General features: G+C 51.4%; 20 protein-coding genes and 1 other RNA gene. 5 read left to right on the top strand and 16 right to left on the bottom strand.

Annotated features, from left to right (window positions below):
- Window positions 1-91: 91 nt before the first annotated feature.
- The 4 genes from ACJJI7_RS03135 to ACJJI7_RS03120 form a co-directional block, all read right to left on the bottom strand.
- Window positions 92-394 (bottom strand): tyrosine-type recombinase/integrase, encoded by a 303-nt coding sequence (locus ACJJI7_RS03135; RefSeq protein ID WP_020414603.1) that lies wholly within the window; start codon window positions 392-394, stop codon window positions 92-94.
- Between the two features lie 352 nt (window positions 395-746).
- On the bottom strand, window positions 747-1,199 hold the full coding sequence (locus ACJJI7_RS03130; RefSeq protein WP_020414604.1) for a nucleoside deaminase: 453 nt from the start codon (window positions 1,197-1,199) through the stop codon (window positions 747-749).
- A gap of 555 nt (window positions 1,200-1,754) precedes the next feature.
- Complete coding sequence (locus ACJJI7_RS03125; protein ID WP_444900981.1) at window positions 1,755-4,316, bottom strand: hypothetical protein; 2,562 nt, start codon at window positions 4,314-4,316, stop codon at window positions 1,755-1,757.
- Window positions 4,317-4,837: 521 nt separating this feature from the next.
- Window positions 4,838-5,203, bottom strand: coding sequence for a MerR family transcriptional regulator (locus ACJJI7_RS03120; RefSeq protein ID WP_444900982.1), 366 nt, complete (start codon window positions 5,201-5,203; stop codon window positions 4,838-4,840).
- 81 nt (window positions 5,204-5,284) lie between these two features.
- Between ACJJI7_RS03120 and ACJJI7_RS03115 the strand changes: the two genes are divergently transcribed.
- Both ACJJI7_RS03115 and ACJJI7_RS03110 read left to right on the top strand, forming a co-directional pair.
- A complete protein-coding gene (locus ACJJI7_RS03115; RefSeq protein ID WP_444900983.1) occupies window positions 5,285-5,968 on the top strand; it encodes an RBBP9/YdeN family alpha/beta hydrolase in 684 nt (227 codons plus the stop codon).
- A 685-nt stretch (window positions 5,969-6,653) separates the two neighbouring features.
- Window positions 6,654-7,265, top strand: coding sequence for a cysteine hydrolase family protein (locus ACJJI7_RS03110; protein WP_444900985.1), 612 nt, complete (start codon window positions 6,654-6,656; stop codon window positions 7,263-7,265).
- 740 nt (window positions 7,266-8,005) lie between these two features.
- Here ACJJI7_RS03110 and ACJJI7_RS03105 read toward each other — a convergent pair.
- The 9 genes from ACJJI7_RS03105 to ACJJI7_RS03065 all read right to left on the bottom strand — a co-directional run bounded on the left by ACJJI7_RS03105 (window position 8,006) and on the right by ACJJI7_RS03065 (window position 18,336).
- Entirely contained in the window at window positions 8,006-8,368 is a 363-nt protein-coding gene (locus ACJJI7_RS03105) for a hypothetical protein (RefSeq protein WP_444900986.1), read from the bottom strand.
- Between the two features lie 14 nt (window positions 8,369-8,382).
- A complete protein-coding gene (locus ACJJI7_RS03100) occupies window positions 8,383-12,075 on the bottom strand; it encodes a S8 family peptidase (RefSeq protein WP_444900987.1) in 3,693 nt (1,230 codons plus the stop codon).
- Between the two features lie 396 nt (window positions 12,076-12,471).
- Window positions 12,472-12,738, bottom strand: coding sequence for a hypothetical protein (locus ACJJI7_RS03095; RefSeq protein WP_444900988.1), 267 nt, complete (start codon window positions 12,736-12,738; stop codon window positions 12,472-12,474).
- 567 nt (window positions 12,739-13,305) lie between these two features.
- A complete protein-coding gene (locus ACJJI7_RS03090) occupies window positions 13,306-13,416 on the bottom strand; it encodes a hypothetical protein (protein ID WP_475717129.1) in 111 nt (36 codons plus the stop codon).
- Window positions 13,417-14,079: 663 nt separating this feature from the next.
- Window positions 14,080-14,358, bottom strand: coding sequence for an Arm DNA-binding domain-containing protein (locus ACJJI7_RS03085; RefSeq protein ID WP_282952476.1), 279 nt, complete (start codon window positions 14,356-14,358; stop codon window positions 14,080-14,082).
- A 120-nt stretch (window positions 14,359-14,478) separates the two neighbouring features.
- Window positions 14,479-14,868: a transfer-messenger RNA gene (gene ssrA, locus ACJJI7_RS03080) on the bottom strand.
- Between the two features lie 168 nt (window positions 14,869-15,036).
- On the bottom strand, window positions 15,037-16,383 hold the full coding sequence (locus ACJJI7_RS03075) for a sodium-dependent transporter (RefSeq protein ID WP_282952477.1): 1,347 nt from the start codon (window positions 16,381-16,383) through the stop codon (window positions 15,037-15,039).
- A gap of 39 nt (window positions 16,384-16,422) precedes the next feature.
- The gene (gene smpB / locus ACJJI7_RS03070; RefSeq protein WP_020414621.1) at window positions 16,423-16,902 is read right to left on the bottom strand and encodes an SsrA-binding protein SmpB; all 480 of its coding nucleotides are present in this window, start codon (window positions 16,900-16,902) and stop codon (window positions 16,423-16,425) included.
- Window positions 16,903-16,917: 15 nt separating this feature from the next.
- Window positions 16,918-18,336, bottom strand: a complete 1,419-nt coding sequence (locus tag ACJJI7_RS03065) for a sodium-dependent transporter (RefSeq protein WP_020414622.1) — start codon at window positions 18,334-18,336, stop codon at window positions 16,918-16,920.
- 193 nt (window positions 18,337-18,529) lie between these two features.
- Between ACJJI7_RS03065 and ACJJI7_RS03060 the strand changes: the two genes are divergently transcribed.
- Both ACJJI7_RS03060 and ACJJI7_RS03055 read left to right on the top strand, forming a co-directional pair.
- Window positions 18,530-18,970, top strand: a complete 441-nt coding sequence (locus tag ACJJI7_RS03060) for a type II toxin-antitoxin system RatA family toxin (RefSeq protein ID WP_444900989.1) — start codon at window positions 18,530-18,532, stop codon at window positions 18,968-18,970.
- Window positions 18,967-19,314 (top strand): RnfH family protein, encoded by a 348-nt coding sequence (locus ACJJI7_RS03055; protein ID WP_444900990.1) that lies wholly within the window; start codon window positions 18,967-18,969, stop codon window positions 19,312-19,314. The genes ACJJI7_RS03060 and ACJJI7_RS03055 overlap by 4 nt, the downstream gene beginning before the upstream one ends.
- A 2-nt stretch (window positions 19,315-19,316) precedes the next feature.
- On the opposite strand, the gene ACJJI7_RS03050 is transcribed toward ACJJI7_RS03055, so the two are convergent.
- Window positions 19,317-19,661, bottom strand: a complete 345-nt coding sequence (locus ACJJI7_RS03050; protein ID WP_020414625.1) for an outer membrane protein assembly factor BamE — start codon at window positions 19,659-19,661, stop codon at window positions 19,317-19,319.
- A 281-nt stretch (window positions 19,662-19,942) separates the two neighbouring features.
- Here ACJJI7_RS03050 and fur point away from each other — a divergent pair, with 281 nt between their 5' ends.
- The gene (gene fur, locus ACJJI7_RS03045; protein WP_020414626.1) at window positions 19,943-20,353 is read left to right on the top strand and encodes a ferric iron uptake transcriptional regulator; all 411 of its coding nucleotides are present in this window, start codon (window positions 19,943-19,945) and stop codon (window positions 20,351-20,353) included.
- A 44-nt stretch (window positions 20,354-20,397) separates the two neighbouring features.
- Here the strand turns inward: fur and ACJJI7_RS03040 are convergent, their stop codons facing one another.
- Complete coding sequence (locus ACJJI7_RS03040; protein ID WP_020414627.1) at window positions 20,398-21,003, bottom strand: 1-acyl-sn-glycerol-3-phosphate acyltransferase; 606 nt, start codon at window positions 21,001-21,003, stop codon at window positions 20,398-20,400.
- Window positions 21,004-21,281: 278 nt separating this feature from the next.
- On the bottom strand, window positions 21,282-22,952 hold the full coding sequence (gene recN, locus ACJJI7_RS03035; RefSeq protein ID WP_282952479.1) for a DNA repair protein RecN: 1,671 nt from the start codon (window positions 22,950-22,952) through the stop codon (window positions 21,282-21,284).
- Between the last annotated feature and the right edge of the window lie 204 nt (window positions 22,953-23,156).

Below are 23,156 nucleotides of genomic sequence, written 5' to 3'. Positions count from 1 at the left end.
GTAAATCCATTGAAGAATGTGTTCTACCTCTCTGATTTGAGATGCACGTGCCACATTCAATTTTTTCCTTGATGAAAACGCGAATTCTAAATTAAATCTGCCGAGTGTCGCGGTCTAATGGAGTACGGGCCATTGCACGGCAGCCGTGGGCGGTCATGGTTTCATTGTCATAGCCCAATGACCTGGGCGCAGCCCTCACACCGTTATCAGACAGTGGACGGCACTGGCCTCGAGCTGATGGGAAAACATATTTGCCATGGCCTGTTAGCGGCTCCAGTTCTTGCAGTAAGGCAATAGCCTGTTCAGCAAGAGGGATAATGTGTGGCTGGCCCATTTTCACTTTTTCGCTGGGCAGCTCTATGTGCTTGGCACCCCAACTGATTTCTGTCCACACAAGTTTTCCCAATTCTCCAGGGGGGCAGAATAGGAGAGGGGGTAGTTTTAGGGCTGCTCTTACTGCTGAAACTTCCATCTAGGATAGTTGTTGTGCCTCAGGTATCTTCAGGCTAGGGCCCATATCTGGTGGCTGTTGCAGCCTTCATCGATTGGGCCTGCTTAGCAACTATCAGGCTGACCAGTAATGTGTCAGATTGGTGCTGAGTAGGAGGCCGTGTAGCTTCTCAAACACAATTGAATTCTTGAAAGCCACAGTGTAAACATCGAAAGACTCAATGAAATGTCAATCTTTTCTAATAATTTGGTTTATAGGCTGGCCACTATAAAGACACTTTGCAGTTAATGGTTTCTTACTCGCCAATATCTTCATGCCAAATTTCAGGGTGTTGCTCAATGAATTGATTCATAATGTCAATACATTCAAGGTTATTAAGAACAACCAAGCTTACACCTTCAGATTTGAGTAATGATTCATCACCCTGGAAAGTTTTATTTTCACCGATAATAATATTTTTAATGCCGTATAGGCGAATGGCTCCACTACACATTGAGCAGGGTGACAGAGTCGTATAAAGCGTGCATTTTTGGTAATCGGCAGCGCGCAACCTCCCTGTGTTTTCCAATGCATCCATTTCAGCATGCTTGATCACACTATCCTGTTGGATACGCTGATTGTGGCCCCTGCCGATAATTTCATCATTTAGTACGATTACGCTACCAATGGGGACACCTCCCGCAGCTAAACCCTTACGTGCCTCCTCAATCGCTGCTTGCATAAAAGTTTCATGCCTGGATTTATTCATGGCAACACTCTGTTTAATTTGTTAAGAGTACTTGAAGCATAGGGCATAGCGTATTGTTCTATGCGTTCTTTACACCAAGGTGCCTGATTTTACTGATCAAAAACCGCGCGATCTCAATAATATGAAGTGGCTGGTCGATAAAGTAGGGTAGTTCTGATTAAAGGTTCGTTTGCTTGGGTTCTTTTCCAGGCACATTATTTTTCGCTAGGACTTCGGCGACTTTTGGGGCTTTCGCTCTATAAATCTACAGAAAAATTTCAAATATTATTTCCGTACCTGCCCACTAGAAATCATGGAGTATCCATAAAGCTTTTTGAAGGCAAAGGGTCCAAACGCTGCTGCAAAGTCAGTGGTACATAAATCACAGTATTCAGTATCGTAAGTAGTTCGTGCATCGCTTACTTTTCACTAACAAACTGCGCGCCACTACAGTTTGTCGTGGGGCGTTGACGGTGCGGCGTCCAAAGAAGACTGGAGCGTGTACACACCGTCGCGGGATTCTGGTAACGAATAGGTTGCCCAGGCGTGTAATGGCCACCTGAGCAACCGCGCGATTTACTCCGGTACTGCGATAATTAGGAACGACACGTGCGATTCGCTGTTTTCTTGAGTGTGCTTGCTGTTTCCCGAGTCGCCGTCGCCGATGAGTGCGTGTGGATTGTGCAGTATGACCTGCGAGCCTGACGTGGAATAGGTTTCCGAACCTCCGCCGACTTGCCGGATGTCGTGGTCACTGCTGTCGTAGTGGACGCGATAGCCAGAGAGGAACACTGCTGCGTCGCTTATGGGTTGGCCCATCTCGACATACACGTCATCACTCGTGTTTTGGAGGTTTGTCACGTACTTTGCGATCAGAGGGGGGCTATTGCTCAGCTCAATGAGATTGCCATCAATCGATGCAATGGCATTGTTGCCCGAGTCATCATGCATCTGTGCAGTCGATTGGATACCCACTTCGTAGTTGTTAGGAACCGCGGTGGTTGCATCGAGCTCAATGGTGCGAACGTGGTGTGACTTTGGGGGTTCGCTCGGGTCGTTGTCCTTGTGGTACTCGCACGCCCAGCCTCCAAGGGCAGCATAAGCCTCTGGCTCATCGAGGGGGATGTATGGGCTGGTTGATTCATCGGGGATATCGGTGATGGTTCTCGGTAGGATCACACCGTCTTTAGGACCGTCGACTACTGCGATACATGACAATGTCAATTGGGAGTCTGAGGGGCTTAAACCTTTCTTCTGGCCGAACAAGGTGGCGTCTGGAGTGACGGTGAGGACGGCATTCTTGTTGTGGACCTGGGTGAGCGACAGGCCCAGCGTTTGAGTCTGGTGGTCCGTACCTCCTTCGTACTTGAAGAACCAGTAGGTGGCGGCAACGATGAAGCTCGTCACTTCTGAGCCGTATTTGCTGAAGTCAAACCGGAACCTTCCGCCGTTTTCATCCAGCTGCTGATTGATGTGCATCATCTGAATATTTGGAGGCGCGATTGGGGTGGAATGAAGCTTGATTGGCATATAGGCCCAGTCACCGCCAACCTGGAGATAGGCGGGCGAATTCGTCTTCTTGACCTGGAAGCCGGGAATTGCGATGTCGACACTCCCTTTCTTTGAACTCAAAATTGAGATGATCAATTGAATGACCCAGCCAAGCGGAACGAATGCCCACCAGAAAGGGAGCTTCGCTTTTGTTTTCACCTGAATGTTGAGCACATCGTCGTAGGCGTTGAAGCTTATCGTCGCAGAGAGCTTTAGGGTTTGGTAGACCCACAGGGTCATGGCCCCACGCTTGACTCTGATGTCGGCACTGATAACAAGATCGCCATCGTTGTTGAACGCCGCTTGGAGGTTATTTTCTTTGATTTTGATATGCGCACCCTCAATCACATCCTCGACGTCTGTGTTGAGGTACATTTTCTCGGGGTAGGTATCTGTCACCGTCAGCTGCGATGAGGTCAGTGGCGTTGCTTCAGCAATCGCCGCGGCCACCGAAGTCAAAATGATGTCGTTGGATACGATGAGCGCCGATGTACAGTTGCTAGGGATAGTCTGTGGTAGAAGCGCGTCTATTGGCTGGCGATTCCCACGGCATATTCCAAGTCCGAACAGGTTTGAGTCGGAGTCGCCATCAAAGGCTGTATACATCACCCCGATATCCAGGTTCCCGGCGGGCAGGGGGGTGTGTTGAGCAACCGTGTACTTGATGGGCCAATCAAAACTTGAGATGAGTTGGTCGACTGCTCCTTTCATCGCGTCGGTAATGTCGAGACCCTTGATCGACTTTGAAAGTTGAATATCGTTGAGGTCAAGTTCCATCATGTCCCAGTTGGGCTTCTTGATGGTCACGGTGACTTGCCCATAATGGTTGATGCTGGCGCTGGCTTGCATTTTGTCGAGGTCAAGAACGAGCCGGGCGTGACCGGGGCTTTGGCCCTGCGCATCTTCGATGTTGCTTGTGATACCTGGGAACTTGATGAACCCTGTGATGGGCAGGTCGAGCGTCGCCTTTTGGTCTTCGGGAGCGATGAAGGCGGGACAATCAAATGCGAACTCGTAGCGAACCTTGGCGGGGCCCTTGCCGACACTTCCGCTGAAGGACCATTGGCCGGAGTCGCCTTCGAAGAGCTCGCTAATCCAATTGTTGACCGCTCCTTGGGTCGAGGCACTGATCAAGTCCCAGCCTTGCGAAAGGTCCGGGTCTGGCGAGGATTCAACTTCTTGAAGACCTTGCTGCTCTTCAATTTCTTCTTCAATTAAGTCGCTTGGCTCTTCTCGGTCAAACAGGCCGCGCAGCTCCTCGACCAGCTCGGGGCGCGGATCGCACACCCGCTGAAAGGTCGAAATTGGGTCGAGCGCGAATTGGCGTGCATTGCCCTCAGATTCACCGAGCCACTCGAGCATGCGAGCTTCATATTGCAATAGGTTGCTAAGGACGGGGTCACGTCGCAGTGGGTCTGTTTGAGGTGTTGGCGTGAATTCGAAAGAGAGAGAGGTCGAACTATCTAATTGTATGGCTTGCTTGCCTAGCAGGCGCTGCAGGTCGTCAGGAGAGAGTGTGAGGGACGCGGTTTGCTTTTTGAGTTGGCGCTGCAGGCTGTCGGGAGAGAGTGTGAGAGTCTCTTCCATGATGATGCTCCGTAATCTTCATTAGTTTGATTTTTTTGAAAAGGCGAGTGGCCGGATAACACCACGAGCCCTCTTTGATGCGGCAATCGAACATCAGGCCTACTAGAAAATTGCCACCCGCCCTAAGTTACTCTTCAAAAGGGCACCAGCCAACAAAGTCGAAGGCATTATCAGGGAAAATGTTGATGTCTTTTGTTTGATAGCATTTTTTGCGCCGTTATTGGGATGTTCTAAATGAAGCCTTTCGGTGAAAAATTACGGGAATATTGCAGTAGCAAAGACTTTATTCATAGCTCTCGAGGTTATTGCTACTGGATGAGTATTGTGTGACAGATCAAAAACGCTCCCTTGGATATGAAAAGCGGAGGAAGGAGAGGGCTAAATAACGTGCCAAAAAGCTGTTATCAGATTTTGAAGATCCAGATAAGACTGGGCTTTCTGGTGGGAGTGAAAATGCGATGTGGCACGATATTCATGGTGGGGAACGGCATAACTCTGGTCTAAATGATAAAAGAAAAAAGCTAATCCCTGTCTGGTAGAAGGTCGCCAACATACTGCGCTAATGCATTCCTACTCTGTGTTAGCTGGACTATTTTTTCATCAAGTTTTTCTAACTCAATTTGTAGTGAGGCTTTAACGGCAGGGCACCCATAAAATCGAGGGATTGAATGCTCGCTCTCTATACAAGGTAATAATTCTTTTATTGTTTTTAATTTAATTCCGCTTTCATTTAATATTTTTATATTTTTTATCAGCTTTATATCTTCCTTTGAGTATTCGCGATACCCCGCTTTAGACCGAGCAGGGGTAATCAGTTTTTCAGTTTCGTAAAATCTCAGCATTCTCTGACTTATACCAGTAATTTTTGAAAGTTCACCAATGCGCATTTTTTCTCTTCTGATGGTTGACTCTGACAGTGCTGTTAAGGTTTACAGTGTAGCTTAAACGTAATGGCAGAGTAAAATTCAATGAAATTTAAATGTTATAAAAGTCTTTCAGTGTTCTTGTTCTCTCGGATCACGATTGTCACAATATTAATCTCAGTATCTACTTATGTGCACTCAGGCCCGATTGTTAGGGATTTAAATATTACAGTTGTTCATGGGTATATGAGTTCACCAGATGATCACTGGTTTCCTTGGCTTAGAAATGAGCTTCAAGATCGTGGTATCACTACTGAAGTTTTGTCGCTACCAAATCCATCGGTTCCGAACCCCGAAGAGTGGCAGGAGACACTTTCAGATCAGTTGGGTAAGATCGATAGTAATAGTATCGTTGTCGCACATAGTCTTGGCTGCATTGCAACACTGAGCTATCTTAATTCTCTCAAAAAAGAGAAGCATATTGCTGGGCTTGTACTCGTGTCAGGCTTTATTTCTAATATTCCAAATCTGCCGCAGCTTGATGGTTTTACTCAAACGGATTTGGATTTTAGTAAATTGATATTGGCGGCGGGCAAGATAATTGTGATTGGTTCTCCACAAGACTCTATAGTCCCATTTTATTTGACAGAAGAGTTGGCTGATCAGCTCCAGGCAACAATTGTATCGATTCCTGATTCGGGACATTTTTTGGCTTCAGATGGGTATAGAAAATTTCCACAGGTACTAGCGGCCATTGAAGAGGTTCTGGCGAGCATGAACCAGCCGTAAAGCGTAATTTTGAACCTGATATACTTACTGCTGAGCTTGATCTTTCTTTGATTTCATTTGCTTATTACAAGGTCTATCTATAGTAGTCAGCTGGTAGGTCTGATTTGCTCTTTAGGGGATTCGAAGAGCAATCAAAATTCCACTTTCGGCTAAACCTGTACGTGCCTTCTCGATAGCTGTCTGCATAAAATTTTCATGTTTAGATTCATTCATGGCAATCCTCTGTTTAAGTTATTGTGGATGCTATGAATCATAGTCTGTAGGGAATATGTTAGCGCATTCTTCACTTTTAGATTTGGTGGGGCGGGTGACGGAAATTGACAAGTTGGCCTCAGGCCCGTATTTACTTGATTTCTGAGTGTATACATTCCAAAACCCCACAAATAATCTTACCAATTGATCAAAGTAGCTCCTAGCTTCGCACACCAGTTAACGAAACCTGTTACGTCTTGTGTTGGCTTTGTAAGGCTGGCCTTGTCGGAGCAGATACTGTAATGGCGCCATCGATAGCTAACACTTGCCCACACCTGAGTATTCTCTCCCTTGAGGGTGCTTTCAACCCTCTATTCGACTGTGGAAAGCCATCTTTTTAGTAGCGAGTATTGGCAAAAGCTTTGCTTTCTTAGGGAAGAATATCTCTAAAAAGGCATCCTATACTTCAAGAAGTAACTAGTAGGGGACACTGATGTCAAAATATCCGGTGAATGAAACCGCCTTATTGCTCGTTGACCCACTGAATGAGTTCTTATCTGAAGGCGGGAAGCTCTGGGAAATGACTAAGGGTACAGCTGAAACGGCTGGAACAATAGCCAATCTCAAGAAGCTCACAGATGCTTGTCGTCATGCGGGTATTCAAGTCGTTTACGCCTTACATCATGCAGGTACCGGTGATGACTACGATAACTGGAAATTCCTCAACCCCGCACAACAAGCTATAAAAGATAATCAAGTGTTTATTAAGGGGAGTTTTGGTGCTGAAGTTCACCCAGATGTCACTCCTCAGGTTGGTGACTTGATTGCACAGGAACATTGGACCTCAAGTGGATTTGCGAATACGGACCTAGATTTACTCTTAAAGCAGCATGGAATACAGAGAGTAGTAATTGCGGGAAATCGTGCGAATACCTGTATAGATTCGACCGGTCGATACGCTGTTGAACTTGGCTACCATGCGACTTTAATTTCTGATGCTATTGCTGCTTTTAGTGAAGCGGAGATGGAAGCAACCATAAATATTAATTGGCCAGCATTCGGTCATGCAGTACTAACTACCGATCAGTTTCTGAAACAAATTTAATTAGTAAGGGTACTATTTTTTAGTGGCAGACTTGCCTGGAAACTGACTATCCCTATAGGCTGCATTACTCGGCTATAGTTGATGATACTTGGAGTATGATCAGAAAAAAAAGGCCAACTTTGCGGTTGGCCTTTTTCGATTTGGAGGAGATGGCGGTTGAAAATATCTCTTAACTTTTTGATAAAGCTATATTAAATATTTCGTGCACTTGGTTACCCGTCAATAAACCTTTCCTATAGAGCGAACTACGGGAACTGATGGCTTTTTTTGTGCTGGTGTGTGCTGTATAGGATACTAACAGGCTGATGCTCCTGAGAGTTAGCCTGGCTCAATAGTTAGGGTATCCAAGCCCCCGTTCTGACGCGAATAAAACCTTTATAGGTGTCAACATTAGGGTAAGCCCTTCTTTGATAAAAGTTCTACTTGAGTTTGACGAAATAATAACCCCTTGGTTGTGGGGTACTAACTACCTGTGAGGAGGGGGAATACCAGCGGAAGACCGCTACCCGGAAAGGGGGAAGAGAGTTTAATAGTTGGGGGTTGCCCCACCTATGAGGAAAAGATTGCGAAACTCTAAGCAACTGAAGATATTTTTGTGCAAAGCCCAAGGACGGCTCTTAGGGTGACTATTGTTGGATTCTGTCGCAAAGTTTGCGACAGAATCCAAAGTGGAACGCTACAGTTGGCGTTTACTCGTAGGTAGCAAAAAGGGCTTTAGGCTCCCTATACACAAAAGTAATTCATTCGCTCAGTGTAATTTCTGCTCCTTCCGCAGGCAATCCAGATACCGGCAGCAAATCGCCGCTGTCCTTTCGGCTAATATTTACGGCGGTAATACTGCTGGAGAAGGTTTTAGATTCGGAACCGCCGGTACCGTCAGAACCGTCAGAACCGCCGGAACCGTCAGAACCACCGGAACCGTCAGAACCACCGGAACCGTCAGAACCACCGGAACCGTCAGAACCACCGGAACCGCTAGAGCTGCTAGAACCGTCTGTGCTGTTGGGGCTACCCGAACTGCCGCTACCGCCGCCACAAGCACTCAGAGCTAATAACAGCAGAGCGGGGACCGCAGATTTAAGTATGAAGTTTTTCCCGTTCATCAGTTTGCGCTCCTTCACTGCACAAAATCGTAAGTGACGATGAAATGGCTCTCGCCGGGCTCCAGCGCCAGCGGTCCCGGCAGGTCGAGTTGGAAAGTCAGTTCGCCGTCATCTGCTTGAAACCTACTGCTGGCAAGTATGGTGTCGCCCTCATCCAGGTTTCCGTTATTGTTGTTGTCCAGGTAGAGTTTTGCCCGGGCGATATCCAATCCATCGTCCCCGCTGCCGGATGCCTGTAAGGTCAGGGTGTTGAGTTCCGACTCCACGTCCGTCTTCAGGCTTAATACCTGCACCACCACATCCTCCTCGCCGGGGCTCGCCTCGCGATCGCCCGCAGTACCTGAATTAAACTTCACACCTGAACTTGGTGCCTGCTGGAACCGGGGGTTAAAGGGCTGGGCATCTTCGCTGTCCACCGTGCCGTCATTATCGGTATCCACTACCGTTGCCGCATTCAAGCCCAGCACGAAGGCGCCGCGAATCGTGTTCTGCATACTGTTGCCGGCACTGTCTGTGGCGACAATGCGCAGATCGGCGACGGCGGATTCCGACACTTCGGGCAGCTGGGCAACGTAGCGACCGTCTACCGGTGCGGTTTCCAGCGGCAACCAGTCACCCCCGCCCAGCGCCAGCTCGGTGGTCACAGAGTTGAGCGGCAACTGGCTTTCGAGGGACAAAAACAGCTTGGCGTTGCGGCGCGCATAGTGCGAAATCACGCCGTCATCCAGCAGTTCCAGCATAGCGATACGCGGCGCGGCGGCACCGTCCAGATTGTTGAGTTGCACCCGGGCGCTGGAGGTGTATTCATCTTCACCGAGAGACGTGGTGTACTCGAAATCCACCTGCACCGAGGTGCATTCGCTGCCGGCGAAGAACAGGTCCTCTGGAATAAAGTCATTGCTGCTCAATTCACTATCGACGGGCAGGCACAGGGCACGGTATCTGGACTCCGGGCGGTAGCCGTTGCCCCAGCTGTCCATTATCCAACCCGAAGTAAGCTGACCGTTTTGGTTGGGAAGCAAGCGGTGGTCACCGCCGTCATTGCGCAGGCCCCCGGCAAAATACCTGGGACCCTGGCCCATAAGCATGATTCCACTGGACCGCTCCAGTATTACTTTGGGGATAGTGAAGTCCTCATCGCTACGCCGCAGTTTGCGGTAGACCGTGCGGCCGACGGAAATTTCGTTGCTGTGGGCCTCCGTGGTCCACCATTCTTCCCCTTGGTCCCCTAGGGGTACATGCAAATTCAAAAATGTGGGCCAAGCGGCGATATCCTCCTCGTGCCCATACAGGGTCAGCAGGGACGATTTATGGGTCATCTCGCTCGATTCCCAAAAGTTGAGATCGGCCTCGTACGTATTGAGTCCGTAACCCACGTTATAACCCTCCCGATTCCAGAACGGATTGCCGATCAGCAATTGCGTACTGCCGGAATTGCTGAGATCGAAGTGCAGGTCTTCGGACATGCCCTGTTGGCCGTGCTTAACCATATACAGCTTGCGGTCCTGCGGGTGCGTGTTCTCTTCCTTCGCCAGGCCCATATAGTTGACACGGAAGCTGTCAGGCAGGTTACGCAGGGTTGTGGTCGGTATATCCCCACCGTACCTCTGGAACATGGCTGAACCGGGAAGTTCGGGGTGGGTCACCTCAAGGGCCTGTTGCACAAACTGGAGTGTCTTGCCGCTTTCTGTTTGCAGAGGGGGAATGCCAGCCCCCCGAACCCTTGCAGGTACTACCAATTCACCATCGGACACGTGCCGGTTTTCAAATGCTTGCCAGACGTCATACCGCTCTCCATCAGCAAAGACGTCCGTACCGAACAGAATGTTGATCGGCTCGTCACGCACCGCCATATGCAGAACCGGTTCAGCACCGTCGAAATCGAAGAGGCTCCCCCAGGCAGACCAGCTCTTATTGAACACCACTGCGTAATATGACCAGAATTTCCCCGGCGCCTCGGATTCACGCATGGCCAGTATCTCCGCGCGATGGAAGGCTACTGGCAGGCGCACCCGCTCTTCGCCAGATGAGTATTCAAGCGCCGAATCGTAGGTGAGGTAAAGCGGTTCGAGGTAGGGCACCTGACCGTGATCGACATTCAGGTCGACGAGTTCGGCTCTGCTCGCACCCGCTTCCAACTCGAACTGATCGGTGGAAAGATCCAAGTCGGCGCCGGCGGGGAAAGTACCCCCGGTAGCAACTGTGAATTCGGCAGGAGCGCTCAGGTTTTTAATCGCCACCTGCAGGGATCTCTGGCTGTGAGCGCCCTGTCCAAAGTGCCCTGCATAGAGAGTTGGCGGGCTGACCAGAAAACGAGCGCTCGCCGCCGCGAAGGCATCCAACTGCCCGTTGCCCACCTCGGCCAGTTTGCCGTCCACCTGCGAGGCGCGGTTGACCAGCAGCGCCTTGATTTCGGCGCTGGTCAGTTCCGGATGCAACTGGCGCAGCAGCGCCGCGGCGCCTGCCACATGGGGCGCGGCAAATGAAGTACCGGATCCAGTTTGGAATCCGCCGCCCAGGTTGGCACTGGTGATATCCACGCCCGGCGCGAGCATCTCCGGCTTGACGCTGTTGCTGCTTAGGTCCAGGCTGGTACCGAACATGCCCCGGGAACTGAAGTCCGCCAGGTTGCCCGCCCCATCTACCGCACCTACGGTGACAATTTCCTCCGCGGAACCGGGGCTGCCAATGGAGTTGAGAAAGGGGCCGTCGTTGCCGGCGGCGGCGACCACCACGACACCGGCGCGCATGGCATTATTGGCGGCGACGGATAGAACCGAGTTGTTGCCACCCGCGCCGCCCAGGCTCAGATTGATCACGTCCACCGCATCATCCGTTTGCGGGTTTCCGTCCGGGTCCAGTGCGGCCTCAATGGCGGCGATGATGTTGCTTTCGCTGCCAAAGCCATAGTTGTTCAGTACCTTGTAGGCGTAGAGCTTGGCAGCAGGCGCTACCGCCGCGGCCACCCCTGCTACCATGGTGCCGTGAGAGTCGTCGTCCATGGGATCGCTATCGTCGTTCACGAAATCGTAGCCGCCGACCACGCGGCAGCCGTTGCCGAAACAGCCGCCCAGGTCTTCGTGTGTGTAATCGATACCGGTATCGATAATGGCGATGCTGGTCCCTTGTCCCTCCACGGCTCTGTCCTGCGCATCGCGTATTGCCCACACTTCCGGCGCGCGTACTTGTTGCAGACTGCCGGCCTGAAAAGCGCGTACCTGCCGGTCCCGCGTTACCGCGCGTACCTCCGGCATTGCGGCGATAGCGGGCAGCTGATCCACCCTGGCGGTTGCGCTGATGGCGTTTACTGCACGAGTAAAGCGGTGGTTGTGGCTCGTGATCAGTTTGCGCTGTTGAAGTTTGGCGACTATTTGCCGCTGGCGCAGGCCCAACTCTTGCTGCCGGGCGACGAAAGCGCGCATATCCCGCCGTGTGCCGATAGCGCCCGATGCACGAAAGCCAGCCTGCTCCGCAGCCGAAGGCCCGTGCAGTTCGATGATAATACGCACCTCTTCATCTGCACGATATCTGACCACCTCCGGCCAGGCTTGCCTGATGGGCTCCGACTGAGACGCACCTTCGCGGGACACGCTCAACTGCAGAGAACGAGACTCTGAAGCTTTTTCACCCGGATCGGCTGCCGCGGATTGCAGTAACGCAACCAAGACGGTTGCTGCTAGATACTGCGGAATCGGTTTTACGCGCATAGTAAACCCCCTATTTAAGTAGTTGATCCTGAAAAAAACAAACACCCACCCCCAGTACCGGGCAGCGTGGGATTACGGGATAATTCGTACCAAACTCAGCTTTCAAGGCGTAAGTAAAAGAGCCATATTGTTAATGAGTGTGGATTTGAGGCTAAAAATATTGATGAAAGCGCTTTTTTTAGGTCGAAATAAAAAGCTTCCAGAGCCTTAACTATCCATTTTTTTAATTCCAGGTGCATGCGGCCTTGAAAAGGCTGATCGCATCACCCACGGTGCCTTTAAGGAAGTTTCTTGACAGAAGAAAATCAGATTTCAGGTGTCCAATTAACGGCTCAATTGCCGCTCGACGCCGACATTTTTTCCGATTCTTTTCTCGCTGGTAGCGATCATCCCTTTTCAACGCAGGTTTGGGCGAAAATTATTTTCGCACCCTCGACCATCTTCTTTCCCGCGATAGACCCGATCCCATATGGCCCCTTCAATCTTGGATTCTCTGACTTCATAAGCCTTGCTAATCACTTCATCTAAGGTCTTGCTATCGTGAATTTTTTCGTGGTGATTCATAGCAATTAGAATAATGCCGTCTTTCGCGGTAGAGACAATAGAAGCTTTGCTGCCATACTCATATGGCTTATGATCTTTACCCTTGTCAACACAATACACTTGCGGTTCGTGTAAGCTGTAGATTTTGTATTTATCATTTTATATTGTTTCAAGATACACTCACGCAGCGCAAAATCACCCTGACAGATGTAAAAGACTTTTAGGTAATTTTCTTTTCAATTCCTGCAAAAAATACCCGTTATGGTACGCAGCCATTTTGCTGATTCTTTTTGCGTTGGAACGCTTCTTGACATGGTGAAAGAAACGCAGTTTAAGTCGCATTTTTTTTTCTTCCTTGGCATAGGCTAGGTGCTGCTGAGTACCGTTGTGTTTAGCGAGTTTATTAAGGCGGTTAATAAATTTGATCGCGAGCTTACCATCCGATGGGTAAGTAATAAATAAATTTCTCTTGTACTTTAGTATCGATATTTACGGTTTTATCTTCAATAAGATTGGCATGGAGTTGCACCGACATCTTGAAATTTTTTTCAACAATGAACTCGCCAATGCGGCTGCGAAAATGCAGCCATTCTATGGGGCAGGGGGCTTTATTCTGGAAAGATATTAAACTACAGAAGGACTGATAGTAGGGGGTTCGTTACCATTGAAGTACAGCATTCCCGTCACTCAAATGTTCCAATGCTTGAGTATAAGTAGACTGATGAGGAGGTGAATGGGAATGCTCGGGTGTCCTTTTTTGTCAGAATAAAAGTGCCCAAAAGTGCGATCAAAATCTATCCAGGGGATTTCTTTTGAGAGTAATAGTAGTGGATCTGACGGATCAAGTTGGTCAAGGAGGTCAGTACCATATGGTATATCTACATCACCATAGTGTCACAAGACTTCACGGCATTTTTTAGGGCCGACTAGTTAATTTTACCGTAATGGTAAGTCAGGAAAGTGCTTCTTTGCATGGGAGTAGTTTTTGAGTCCATAAAAAGGGCTGGATTTATTGTCTATAGCCACATACAAAGCTTAAGTATTTGAGTTTATGAGCGGTACCTTGGTGTCAATTATCTTGAATGCACACTATAAAATCACATAATCATTTTCCTCTATTTGCCTCTGGTAGATAGATAAATCGATACTGGATTATATCCGCATTACCTTTCGAAGCGTTTGACTAATCACTTGTCATAATACTCCCTAAAAAAACTGGGTAAGGAATCGCAGGAATAAAGCTTTTTGTACCCTCATTACGCGTGAAAGATAATGATGGCTTCTTATCAGAATAGGAGGGGAAGATAGTTTTAGGGCTGCTTTTACTACGGGGGTGCCATGGTATTCGTCTATGGCAGTTAGCAGATGGCAAACTTCAGGTGGGCTTATCTCGGAAATGGGGCATTAACCCAGATAGGGTTTTAAGTCTCGCTATAGTGTGAGGATGTTGCGGCTGGTTTTCTAGGCGGATTTCTTACGGGCATGTTTTATATCGCGAGGGTCGATACCTTCGGCAACACGCTGTCGGGCTTCATCGCGAAATTCGCGGGCATATTTTGGGCTCATATCTGGCGAGAACCCTAGTGCCGTCTCCGGGCGTTTGCCGTGAAGGCGGAAACGGAATACCCAGCGCTTGGCCCCGGTCGGGGTCACTTCGATTGCCAGCCCTTTCTCATCGGACTCGATGTACTTCTTCTCGCGGGGCTTGAGGGCGCGGACCTTGGTGTCAGACAGCGGCATAGCTCACCTTCCATGGAATTTGGACGGGTTAGCTTAGATTAACTGGGATGGTCCAGATAAGCAAAAACCCCGGAAACTCTAGGTTTGCGGGGCTTTCGTGGGCTGTCTGAGACAGCAATTTGGTGGAGATGGCGGGAGTCGAACCCGCGTCCGTCAGCACTCTGCCAGAGGCTCTACATGCTTAGCTCCGTCTATTGATTTAACCCATTACAGCCCGGCGGTCAGGACGTATAGGGCGATCCCGAAAGTTGTTTAACCGCTTACCCACGGGTATGGCTTGCGGCGATCCAGTTCTGTATAACAGTCTACAGCGCGATACTGGAACCTTGCTGAAGACTGCTAAGGGACGAACCCTTAGTTAGCGCTTCACAAGCTGCTTACGCAGCGAGTTGGGCACCGTAGTTGTCGTCGTTGGCAACTAATAAAATACAGCTTTGGATTTACGAGATTCGCTGCCATCTCGGCATGCACCCAAGGTTTCGTAACCGGCGTCGAATCCAAGTCATCCCCGATAAGAAACACTCTCGTGTGTCATCTAAGTATACCTCAAACTTGGCCTCAGCAATAAGTTTTTACGTGCTAGATGTTTTGCTGGCTGTTTGGGGGTGTTTTGGTGCGGTGTTAGGAAAGTGGAGGGTAGCCCCGGCTGGCTGCGGCCGGGGCAGGTATGAGGAGTGATTACATAATTGACTGGGCGAAGGCTACCAGGATCAACAGTGGGCATACGATGCGCACATACCAGGGCCAGATCTTCCAGAACAGGGTGTGTTCAATATCCTCGTGGCCTTTTTTCAGCTCACCCAGTAGCTGGTCACGGCGCCAGATCCAGCCTGCAAAGATACACAGGGCGATACCAAGCAGGGGCTGCCCGTATTCAGTACTGATACTGACTGCCAGTCCAAACAGGGTGTCGAAGTTGTAAATAATGGTGCTGCTGATGGCGAATATGACTAGGCCTACCGCTGGGGTGGCGATACGGCGTGGAATCCCCAGGTTCTCAATCGAGAAAGCCACCGGCACTTCCAGCATAGAGATGGAGGAGGTGAGGGAGGCAATCACCATCAGGGCAAAGAAGGCAATGGCTACGAATACACCAGCTTCGCCCATGGTATCGAACAGTGCTGGCAGTACCTGCAGGATCAGGTTGGGCCCGGCAATCAGGGCGCCGTCAGCGGCGAAGATCTGGGTGCCGGCTTCCTGGGCTACATACATGGCGGGCAGGATCAGCAGGCCGGCGGTGAAGGCGATACCAACATCAATCAGGGTGACCAGGGCACCGAGGCGCGGCAGGCTCTCCTGCTGGCTCAGGTAAGAGCCATAGATCAGCATGGTGCCTACACCCAGAGACAGAGAGAAGAAAGCCTGGCCCATGGCGGAAATCAGCAGCTTCGGGGTGAAGTGACTGAAGTCCGGCATCAGGTACACCTCCAGGCCGGTAAAGGCGCCGGGCTGGGTGAGTACATAGGCGATCAAAAGTAGCAACAGGATGATCAGGGAGGGCATCAGCAGGGTGGACCAGCGCTCGATACCTTTCTCAACACCGCTGGCAATAATCAACATGGTGAGGCCACTGAAAATTGCGGTAAAGATCAGATTGCGCTGGGTACTGTTTTCGGTGAGCCACTGTGCGGCTTCCTGGGCACCAAACAGGGCGGCGAATGGCTCGGCCAGATGTGCCACCATCCAGCCGGCCACAATGGCGTAGAAGCTAAGAATCAGGGAGGCCACCAGGATACCGCCAAAGCCGGTAAGGCTGCCGAAAAAGCGGCTCACAGGACCAGTGGAGATAGCGCGTAGTGCCTGTACCATATTGCGCCGTGCGTAACGGCCAATGGTGAGTTCGGCCATCAGTGCCGGGTAGGCGAGGGCAAAGGCCAAAAACAGGTAGGCCACCACAAAGGCGGCGCCGCCGTTACTGGCGGCTTTGGTGGGGAAGCCCCAAATATTGCCGAGGCCCACGGCGGACCCCGCCGCGGCCATCAAAAAGCCAATATTCGAGCTGAACTGTCCTCGCGGTGCACTCATGATAAATCCCGTAATTATTCTTTTATTTGTCTCTGTGCACTACTTGTGCGTCGCGCGCATCAGACGTTGCTTTTCGCGGTTCCAATCGCGCTTTTTCTCGGTTTCGCGTTTGTCATGCATAGCCTTACCTTTGGCCAGGCAAACTTCGCATTTGACCAGATGACCTTTCCAATACAGGGCGGTGGCCACCACGGTGTGTCCCTTTTGTTCCACGGCGGCAATCAGCTTGGATAGCTCGCGTTTGGTGAGCAGCAGGCGACGGGTGCGGTCGGGCTCGGTGACATAGTGGGTGGAGGCACTGGGCAGCGGCTGGATATTGGAACCCAGCAGCCAGGCTTCGCCATTTTTGAAAATGACATAGCTGTCGGTGAGCTGGGCCTTGCCCTCACGACAGCTTTTCACTTCCCAGCCCTGCATCTCAACGCCCGCCTCAAACTTCTCTTCAATGAAGTAGTCGTGACGGGCCTTCTTGTTGAGGGCGATGGTATTGGATGTTTGCGCTTTCTTTTTCTTGGCCATGAAAACTTCTAATGACTAGATAAAACTGTGTCCAAAAAACTTCAGGGCCACGGTGTTGATAAAGATCAACAGCAGTATCAGTGGGATAAAGGTGCCCAGGGAGAAGTTTATGTATTTTTGTGAGAAGGAGCCGGCGAAGGCCGCATCGCCTTCCTGAAGCTCCTTGTCAAAGTTGGCTTTCTTCCACTTGTAGATCACGAACAGACATACCAGCAGGCCGTTCAGGGGCAGGATGGTGTCGTAGAAAATGATCTCCACTAAATCGAAGAAGGACTTGTTGACGCCGGCCAACTGTACAAATTCAGTAAGCCAGTTGACCATGCCAAAGGAAACGGCGCAAGCGATGGCCAGTACAAACTGTATTCCGGCGACAACGTAAATGGCCTTTTGACGCTCCATATTGCGCTCGTCGCGCAGGGTGGCAATGGGCACTTCAATAATGGAAACCAGGGAAGTGATTGCCGCTACCAGAACCAGGAAGAAGAAGATCGCAGCTACGGCACTTGCGCCGAAATAGCCGATGCTGTCCTGCAGGGCGAGGAAGATCTTCGGCAGGAACAGGAAGATCATGCCTGCGGAAGACTCGCTCAATTCAGAGGGATCAATCTGCGGGTTAAAGTGGAAGATGCTCGGCAGGATCAGCAGGCCTGCAGTAAATGCAACCAGGGTGTCAGTAATGGCTACCGCACGGGAAGAGCCGGGAATGGAGTCCCGCTTTTTCATATAAGAGCCGTAGGTAATCATGATGCCCATACCCAGAGACAGCGAGAAGAAAGCCTGGGCCATGGCTTTACTCACCACGTTGCCGTCGATCTTGCTGAAATCCGGTACCAGGTAGTACTTCACTCCAAGGATGGCGTTATCCAGGGTCAATACAAAAATTACCAGGCCCAGCAGCATAACGAACAGCATCGGCATCAGGGTTTTTGCCGCGCGTTCAATACCGTCTTTAACCCCCATAGCGAGAATGGCATTGATGATCAGCATCAGTACCACCAGGTAAATAAATACCTGAGGGGTGTTAATAAAGTGAATAAAGAAATCTGGTGTTGCCAGTGTGGCCAGGTTGCCGGTGACGGTTTCAATTAAGTAACCGAGTACCCACACGGTAACCACTAAATAGAAAACCGCGATCATAAAAGGTGTAGCGAGGGCCAGCCATCCGGGAATACGCCACAGGTTTGAGCCATTGGAGAGTTGGCGGTAGGCGCCGACAGGGTCTTTGTCGGAGCGGCGCCCTATAGCAAGTTCGGCCATCATAACCGGCAGGCAGATCAGGAAAACGAAGAGAGCGTAAACCAGCAGGAAGGCACCCCCCCCGCTCTTGGTGGCCGCCACTGGAAATGCCACCAAATTACCAATTCCAACTGCGGAACCCGCAGCGGCCAGGATAAAGCCCAGCCTTGACCCAAAATGCTCTCTCACGGCGGTCATAGTACTCTCGCTATTATTTTTTATCGGATACAGCTTTCGTTTTTGTTATTCCAGCGAGACTGGGGGTGTCCCGATGGCAAAAAACGCGATTGTTACAGGAATTGTCTTGCTTGAGTAGCGCTGGCTGGCAAAATTAGCGGCCAGACGACGATCCTGGGCGATTGTGCCCGAAGGACTGGCTTAGGCAGCAGGAATGACTGAAATTGAACGCAGCGCGTTGGTGATGTACAGCGCAGAACAAATGTTTGACCTGGTCAATGATGTGACCAGTTACCCGCAGTTTTTACCGGGGTGTCGCGGGGCGGAGGTTTTGTATAGCGATGAACAGACATTGGAGGCGCGGCTGGAATTGTCGCGCGCGGGTATACGCCAGAGCTTTGTTACCCGCAATAAACTGGATCGACCCCAAAGCATGACCCTGACACTGGTGGATGGTCCCTTTGAATCATTTACCGGCCAGTGGCAATTTTCCCCGCTTTCTGAAAATGCCTGCAAGGTGACTTTCACCCTGGCATTTTCCCTGAAAAGCCGTTTGATCGCCGCCGCTGCCGGCAAGCTTTTCAGCGATCTGGCCAACCAGATGGTGGCAGTAATGTGTGAGCGTGCCGAAGTGATTTACGGGAAACCCCAATGACAGAAGAAAAGATGATTTCGGTGGAGGTGGTTTATGCACTGCCTCACGAGCAACGCCTGATGCGCTTATTGGTAAAGCAGGGAACTACCGCGCGGGAAGCTTTGATTCGCTCGGGAATTCCAGATGAGTATCCGGAGGTAGATCCGGACAGCGCCAAGATGGGAATATTTGCCCAGCCCCTCGGCAGTAAGGGGCTACCGCCTGCGGAAAGCTATGAATTGCAGCCAGGGGACAGGGTAGAGGTATATCGGCCGCTCATTGCAGATCCGAAAGAGGCGCGCAAGCAGCGCGCCGAGAAGGCCAAGCGTCTGGCTGAGAAAAAGAAGGATGCGGAGGGGCCCTGAACTCAGGGCCAGCCCGCCGGCTTCCAGTCACCGCTGGTAGAAACCAGTGAGTCCTCATCAAAATAAACGCTAAAGCGCTTCTGGGTATACTGGCCCTTCTTATCGCGTATGCGATTGACGTAGTCCCAGCGGTTGGGGTTGTAGGTGTCTTCCAGAAGCGGTGTGCCCAGAACAAACTGCACTTGGCGGCGGGTCATGCCCGGCTTGAGTTGGTCCACCATTTCCTGGGTGATGATATTACCCTGTTGAATTTCGATGCGGTGTACGCCGGGAAACTTAACCAGTGTGCAGGCACCTAATAAGGCGCATAGACTGGCGATGGCGATAAATCTCAGGCTAGACGGCATTCATTGCTCCATTATGATGTTCTTTCACACGGCACCTCTCGCACAAATTTTATACGGTTAACCGAAATAGGCTCCGTGAGAGGAGGAAAGTTCCCCCGCTTGCGCGATTTGCCCCTGTCGAAGTGATCGGGGTTCCGCTAACTCCGTAGGGCATGGGATAATACCCGAAGAGTTGGTTCGCTGACAGACGGAACTCTGAGGTCTTATACGGGTATAGATCTCTGCAGCGGGCTGTTACAAGTAAAGACAATCCATAAAATCCTGTCGGGAAAAATTTATTCATGTCGAACGAAAACCAGGAATTGCGCAAAGCGGGCCTCAAGGTCACTCTGCCGCGGGTTAAGATTCTACAGTTGCTGGAGAGCACCAGTGAGCAGCATCTGAGTGCAGAAGATGTCTACAAGCTACTGTTGGAAGCGGGTGAGGATGTCGGCCTGGCTACTGTTTACCGGGTTTTGACCCAGTTTGAGAGCGCTGGCCTGGTTGTGCGCCACAATTTTGATGGCGGCCACTCTGTATTTGAGCTGGATCGCGGTGATCACCACGATCATATGGTGTGTACCGATACCGGTAAGGTAATCGAATTCCACAATGAGGAAATCGAAGAGCTGCAGCGCCAGATCGCCGAAGAGCACGGCTATGAGCTAACAGGCCACAGTCTGGTGCTTTATGTGAAAGCGAAAGAAAAGTAGATTATTTCAGGTGCGGCCTTCGCCGCACCCATTCCCTTGCCTGCTTATTGCTGTGGCTGGCAGGGCGGCGTGTAGAGTTCCGGGAATTTGCCGATCTTGTCCGCATAAAACTCCCTCAACTTGGCCAATTCGGCTTCCAGGTTTTCCCCTAATTGGGCAATCGGGCCAATACCCACTTCTTTCTTAGAGAAATTGATAAAGCCCAATACCAGTGGCACCTTGGCGCTGCGCGCAATATGGTAAAAGCCAGACTTCCAGCGCTCGGCTACGGCGCGTGTCCCTTCGGGTGGGATAGCGATGACCAGTTCTTTGCGCAGTTTGAACTGGCGAACAGTGGCATCCACCAGGTTATTGGCTTTGCTGCGATCTACGGCGATACCGCCAAACCAGCGCATAGGTCCGCCGAGGGGAAACTTGAACAGTTTGTCCTTGCCCATCCACTGCGGGGTCATCTTCAGTTTGAGCGCGGCGAGAATAAAGTAGTAGCCGTCCCAGTTGGTGGTGTGGGGAGCCCCAATCAATACGTACTTTTTCAGCTTAAGTGACTGCTGGTCGCCATTAACGCGCCAGCCGTGCAATTTCAGGAGCAGTTTGGCTACCTGGCGCAGCAGGGGCGTGACAATGGGGGTGTTAAAAATCGTTCTCTGCATAAACTCGGCCGATACTACTCAAACAAAGTTAAACAAGCGGCTGAGTATATGGTGACTTCTGCCGCCATACCCAGTCATATTTGGTCAATTTGTCCTAAAACGGCATATCTCACCCGCAAGCAGGCTATTTTGCCCGATTGTATGGCGGTTATTTATTGATCTGCGGGATTTCATTGCTCAACAGCCGGATTTTGGATGCCTCTGTCTGTCTGTGCGGTCAGGCTGTTCTGGGGTGGCAGCCAAACAGGTAAGTAGAACCTGCTTGGCTCAGCCTTGCATTAGTGGGTCCTGGAGAGCATCTCTTCTGCGTGGGCCAGGGATTGGGTGCTGGGAGCACCGCCGAGCATTCGTGCGATTTCCTCACGGCGCTCGCCGTTTAGCAGTTCGCGCAGAGCCACAAAGGCCCGCTCACCGTCACTGTGTTTTTCCACCAGGTACTGGCGATGGGCCCTGGCTGCCACCTGTGCCAGGTGGGTAACGCAGATTACCTGGCCTGTGCGGCCATTGCGGGTCTCACCCAGCTGGCGTAGCAGGCGCCCCACAACATCACCTGTGGCACCGCCGATGCCCACATCCACTTCATCGAAGACCAGTGTGGGGGTGCGTGAAGTCTGTGCTGTTACCACTTGGATCGCGAGGCTGACTCGCGAAAGTTCACCGCCGGAGGCAATTTTACCCAGTGCCCGAGGGGGCTGGCCGGGATTGGTGGAGATCAGGATTTCCACCTCCTCGAGCCCATGGCTGCAGGGCTTGTCCAGGGTTTGCAGGGCCAGTTCGACCTTTGCATGGGGCATGGCCAGATCGCCCAGTTGTTGATTCACTGCGTGGGCAAGCGCTGTGGCAGCCTTTGCCCGCAGTTTGCTCAACTTGCCTGCAGTTTTGCGGAATTGCTGCTCCAGTTTTTCACATTCCGCTGCGAGTCGCTCCAGGGCGTCTGCGGAGCCTATATCGTCCAGTTCTTCTTGCAGCTGTTGCTGCAGGGATGGCAGTTCTTTGGGTTGTACACGGTGTTTGCGCGCTGCCTGGTAAATAGCGCTGAGGCGTTCCTCCACTTCTGACAGGCGTTCGGGGTCCATTTCAAAGCGGTCGATATGCCGAGATAGAGTGCCGGCAGCCTCATCCACCTGAATGCGAGCGCTGTCGAGCATTTGCGCCACTTCCACCAGTGCCGGTGCCTGCTCGGGCATGGCCGATAGCAGTTGCAGGGCGCGGTGAATTTGCTCGGCGATATCGCCTTCGCCGCCGGACAGAAGGGCGGCCAGTTGGTAGCTGCCGCTTAGGATTTCACCGGCATTGGCCAACTGGCGCTGCTCACTCTCCAGGGCTTCCACTTCTCCCTCACTCAAGTCCAGTTGCTCAAGCTCTTTGAGCTGGTACTGCAATAGGTGGCGCCGTGCCTCGGCCTCTTCAACACTGTTGGCCAGGGTGCGGTAGCGGCGGTATTGGTCTTGCCAGGTCTTGTAGCGGCTGCGGGTTTCAGCAGCCAGCTCCTGGACTTGGGCAAACTCGTCCAGCAGGCGACGGTGAGTGTCCTTTTTCAGTAAAGATTGATGTTCGTGCTGGCTGTGAATGTCGATCAGCTGCTCACCCAGGGCGCGCAATTGCAGCAGGGTAACCGGTTGGCCATTGATATAGGCCCGCGAGCGTCCATCTGCGCCGATAGTGCGGCGCAGGATAACTTCCTGTCCTGCATCCAACTCCTGGGATTTGAGCCATGGGCCCGCTGCTGGGTGCTCGGAGATATCAAAAGTGGCACTAATATCGGCGCGATTGGCCCCAGTGCGCACCAGTTCGGCACTGCCGCGACCACCCAGGGCGAGCCCCAATGCGTCCAGAGTGATGGATTTGCCCGCGCCGGTCTCGCCGGTGAGGGTGCTGGTACCGGGACCGAACTCCAACTCCAGTTGGTCCACCAGGGTGAATTGGCTGATAGACAAGTGCAGCAACATATAGAGATCGCTTCTGTGTCCTTTTATATGGATGGGTATGAATGCCCAATTAGTGGTTATTTATACAGTATTCACCTTGGGTTAGCTATAGCGTCAAGCGCAGATTCCCCTGTCACTGTGCGCTAGCGCAAAAAACCACTTGAACTGTACGGGGATGGCCCCATATAGCCACCAGAGCCCGCGGGACGGGCCCCAACTCATTAC

The organism is Microbulbifer variabilis (genome assembly GCF_056232115.1).
Note: the sequence above shows the minus strand (reverse complement) of the source record. Positions and strands in the feature narration are given on the sequence as shown.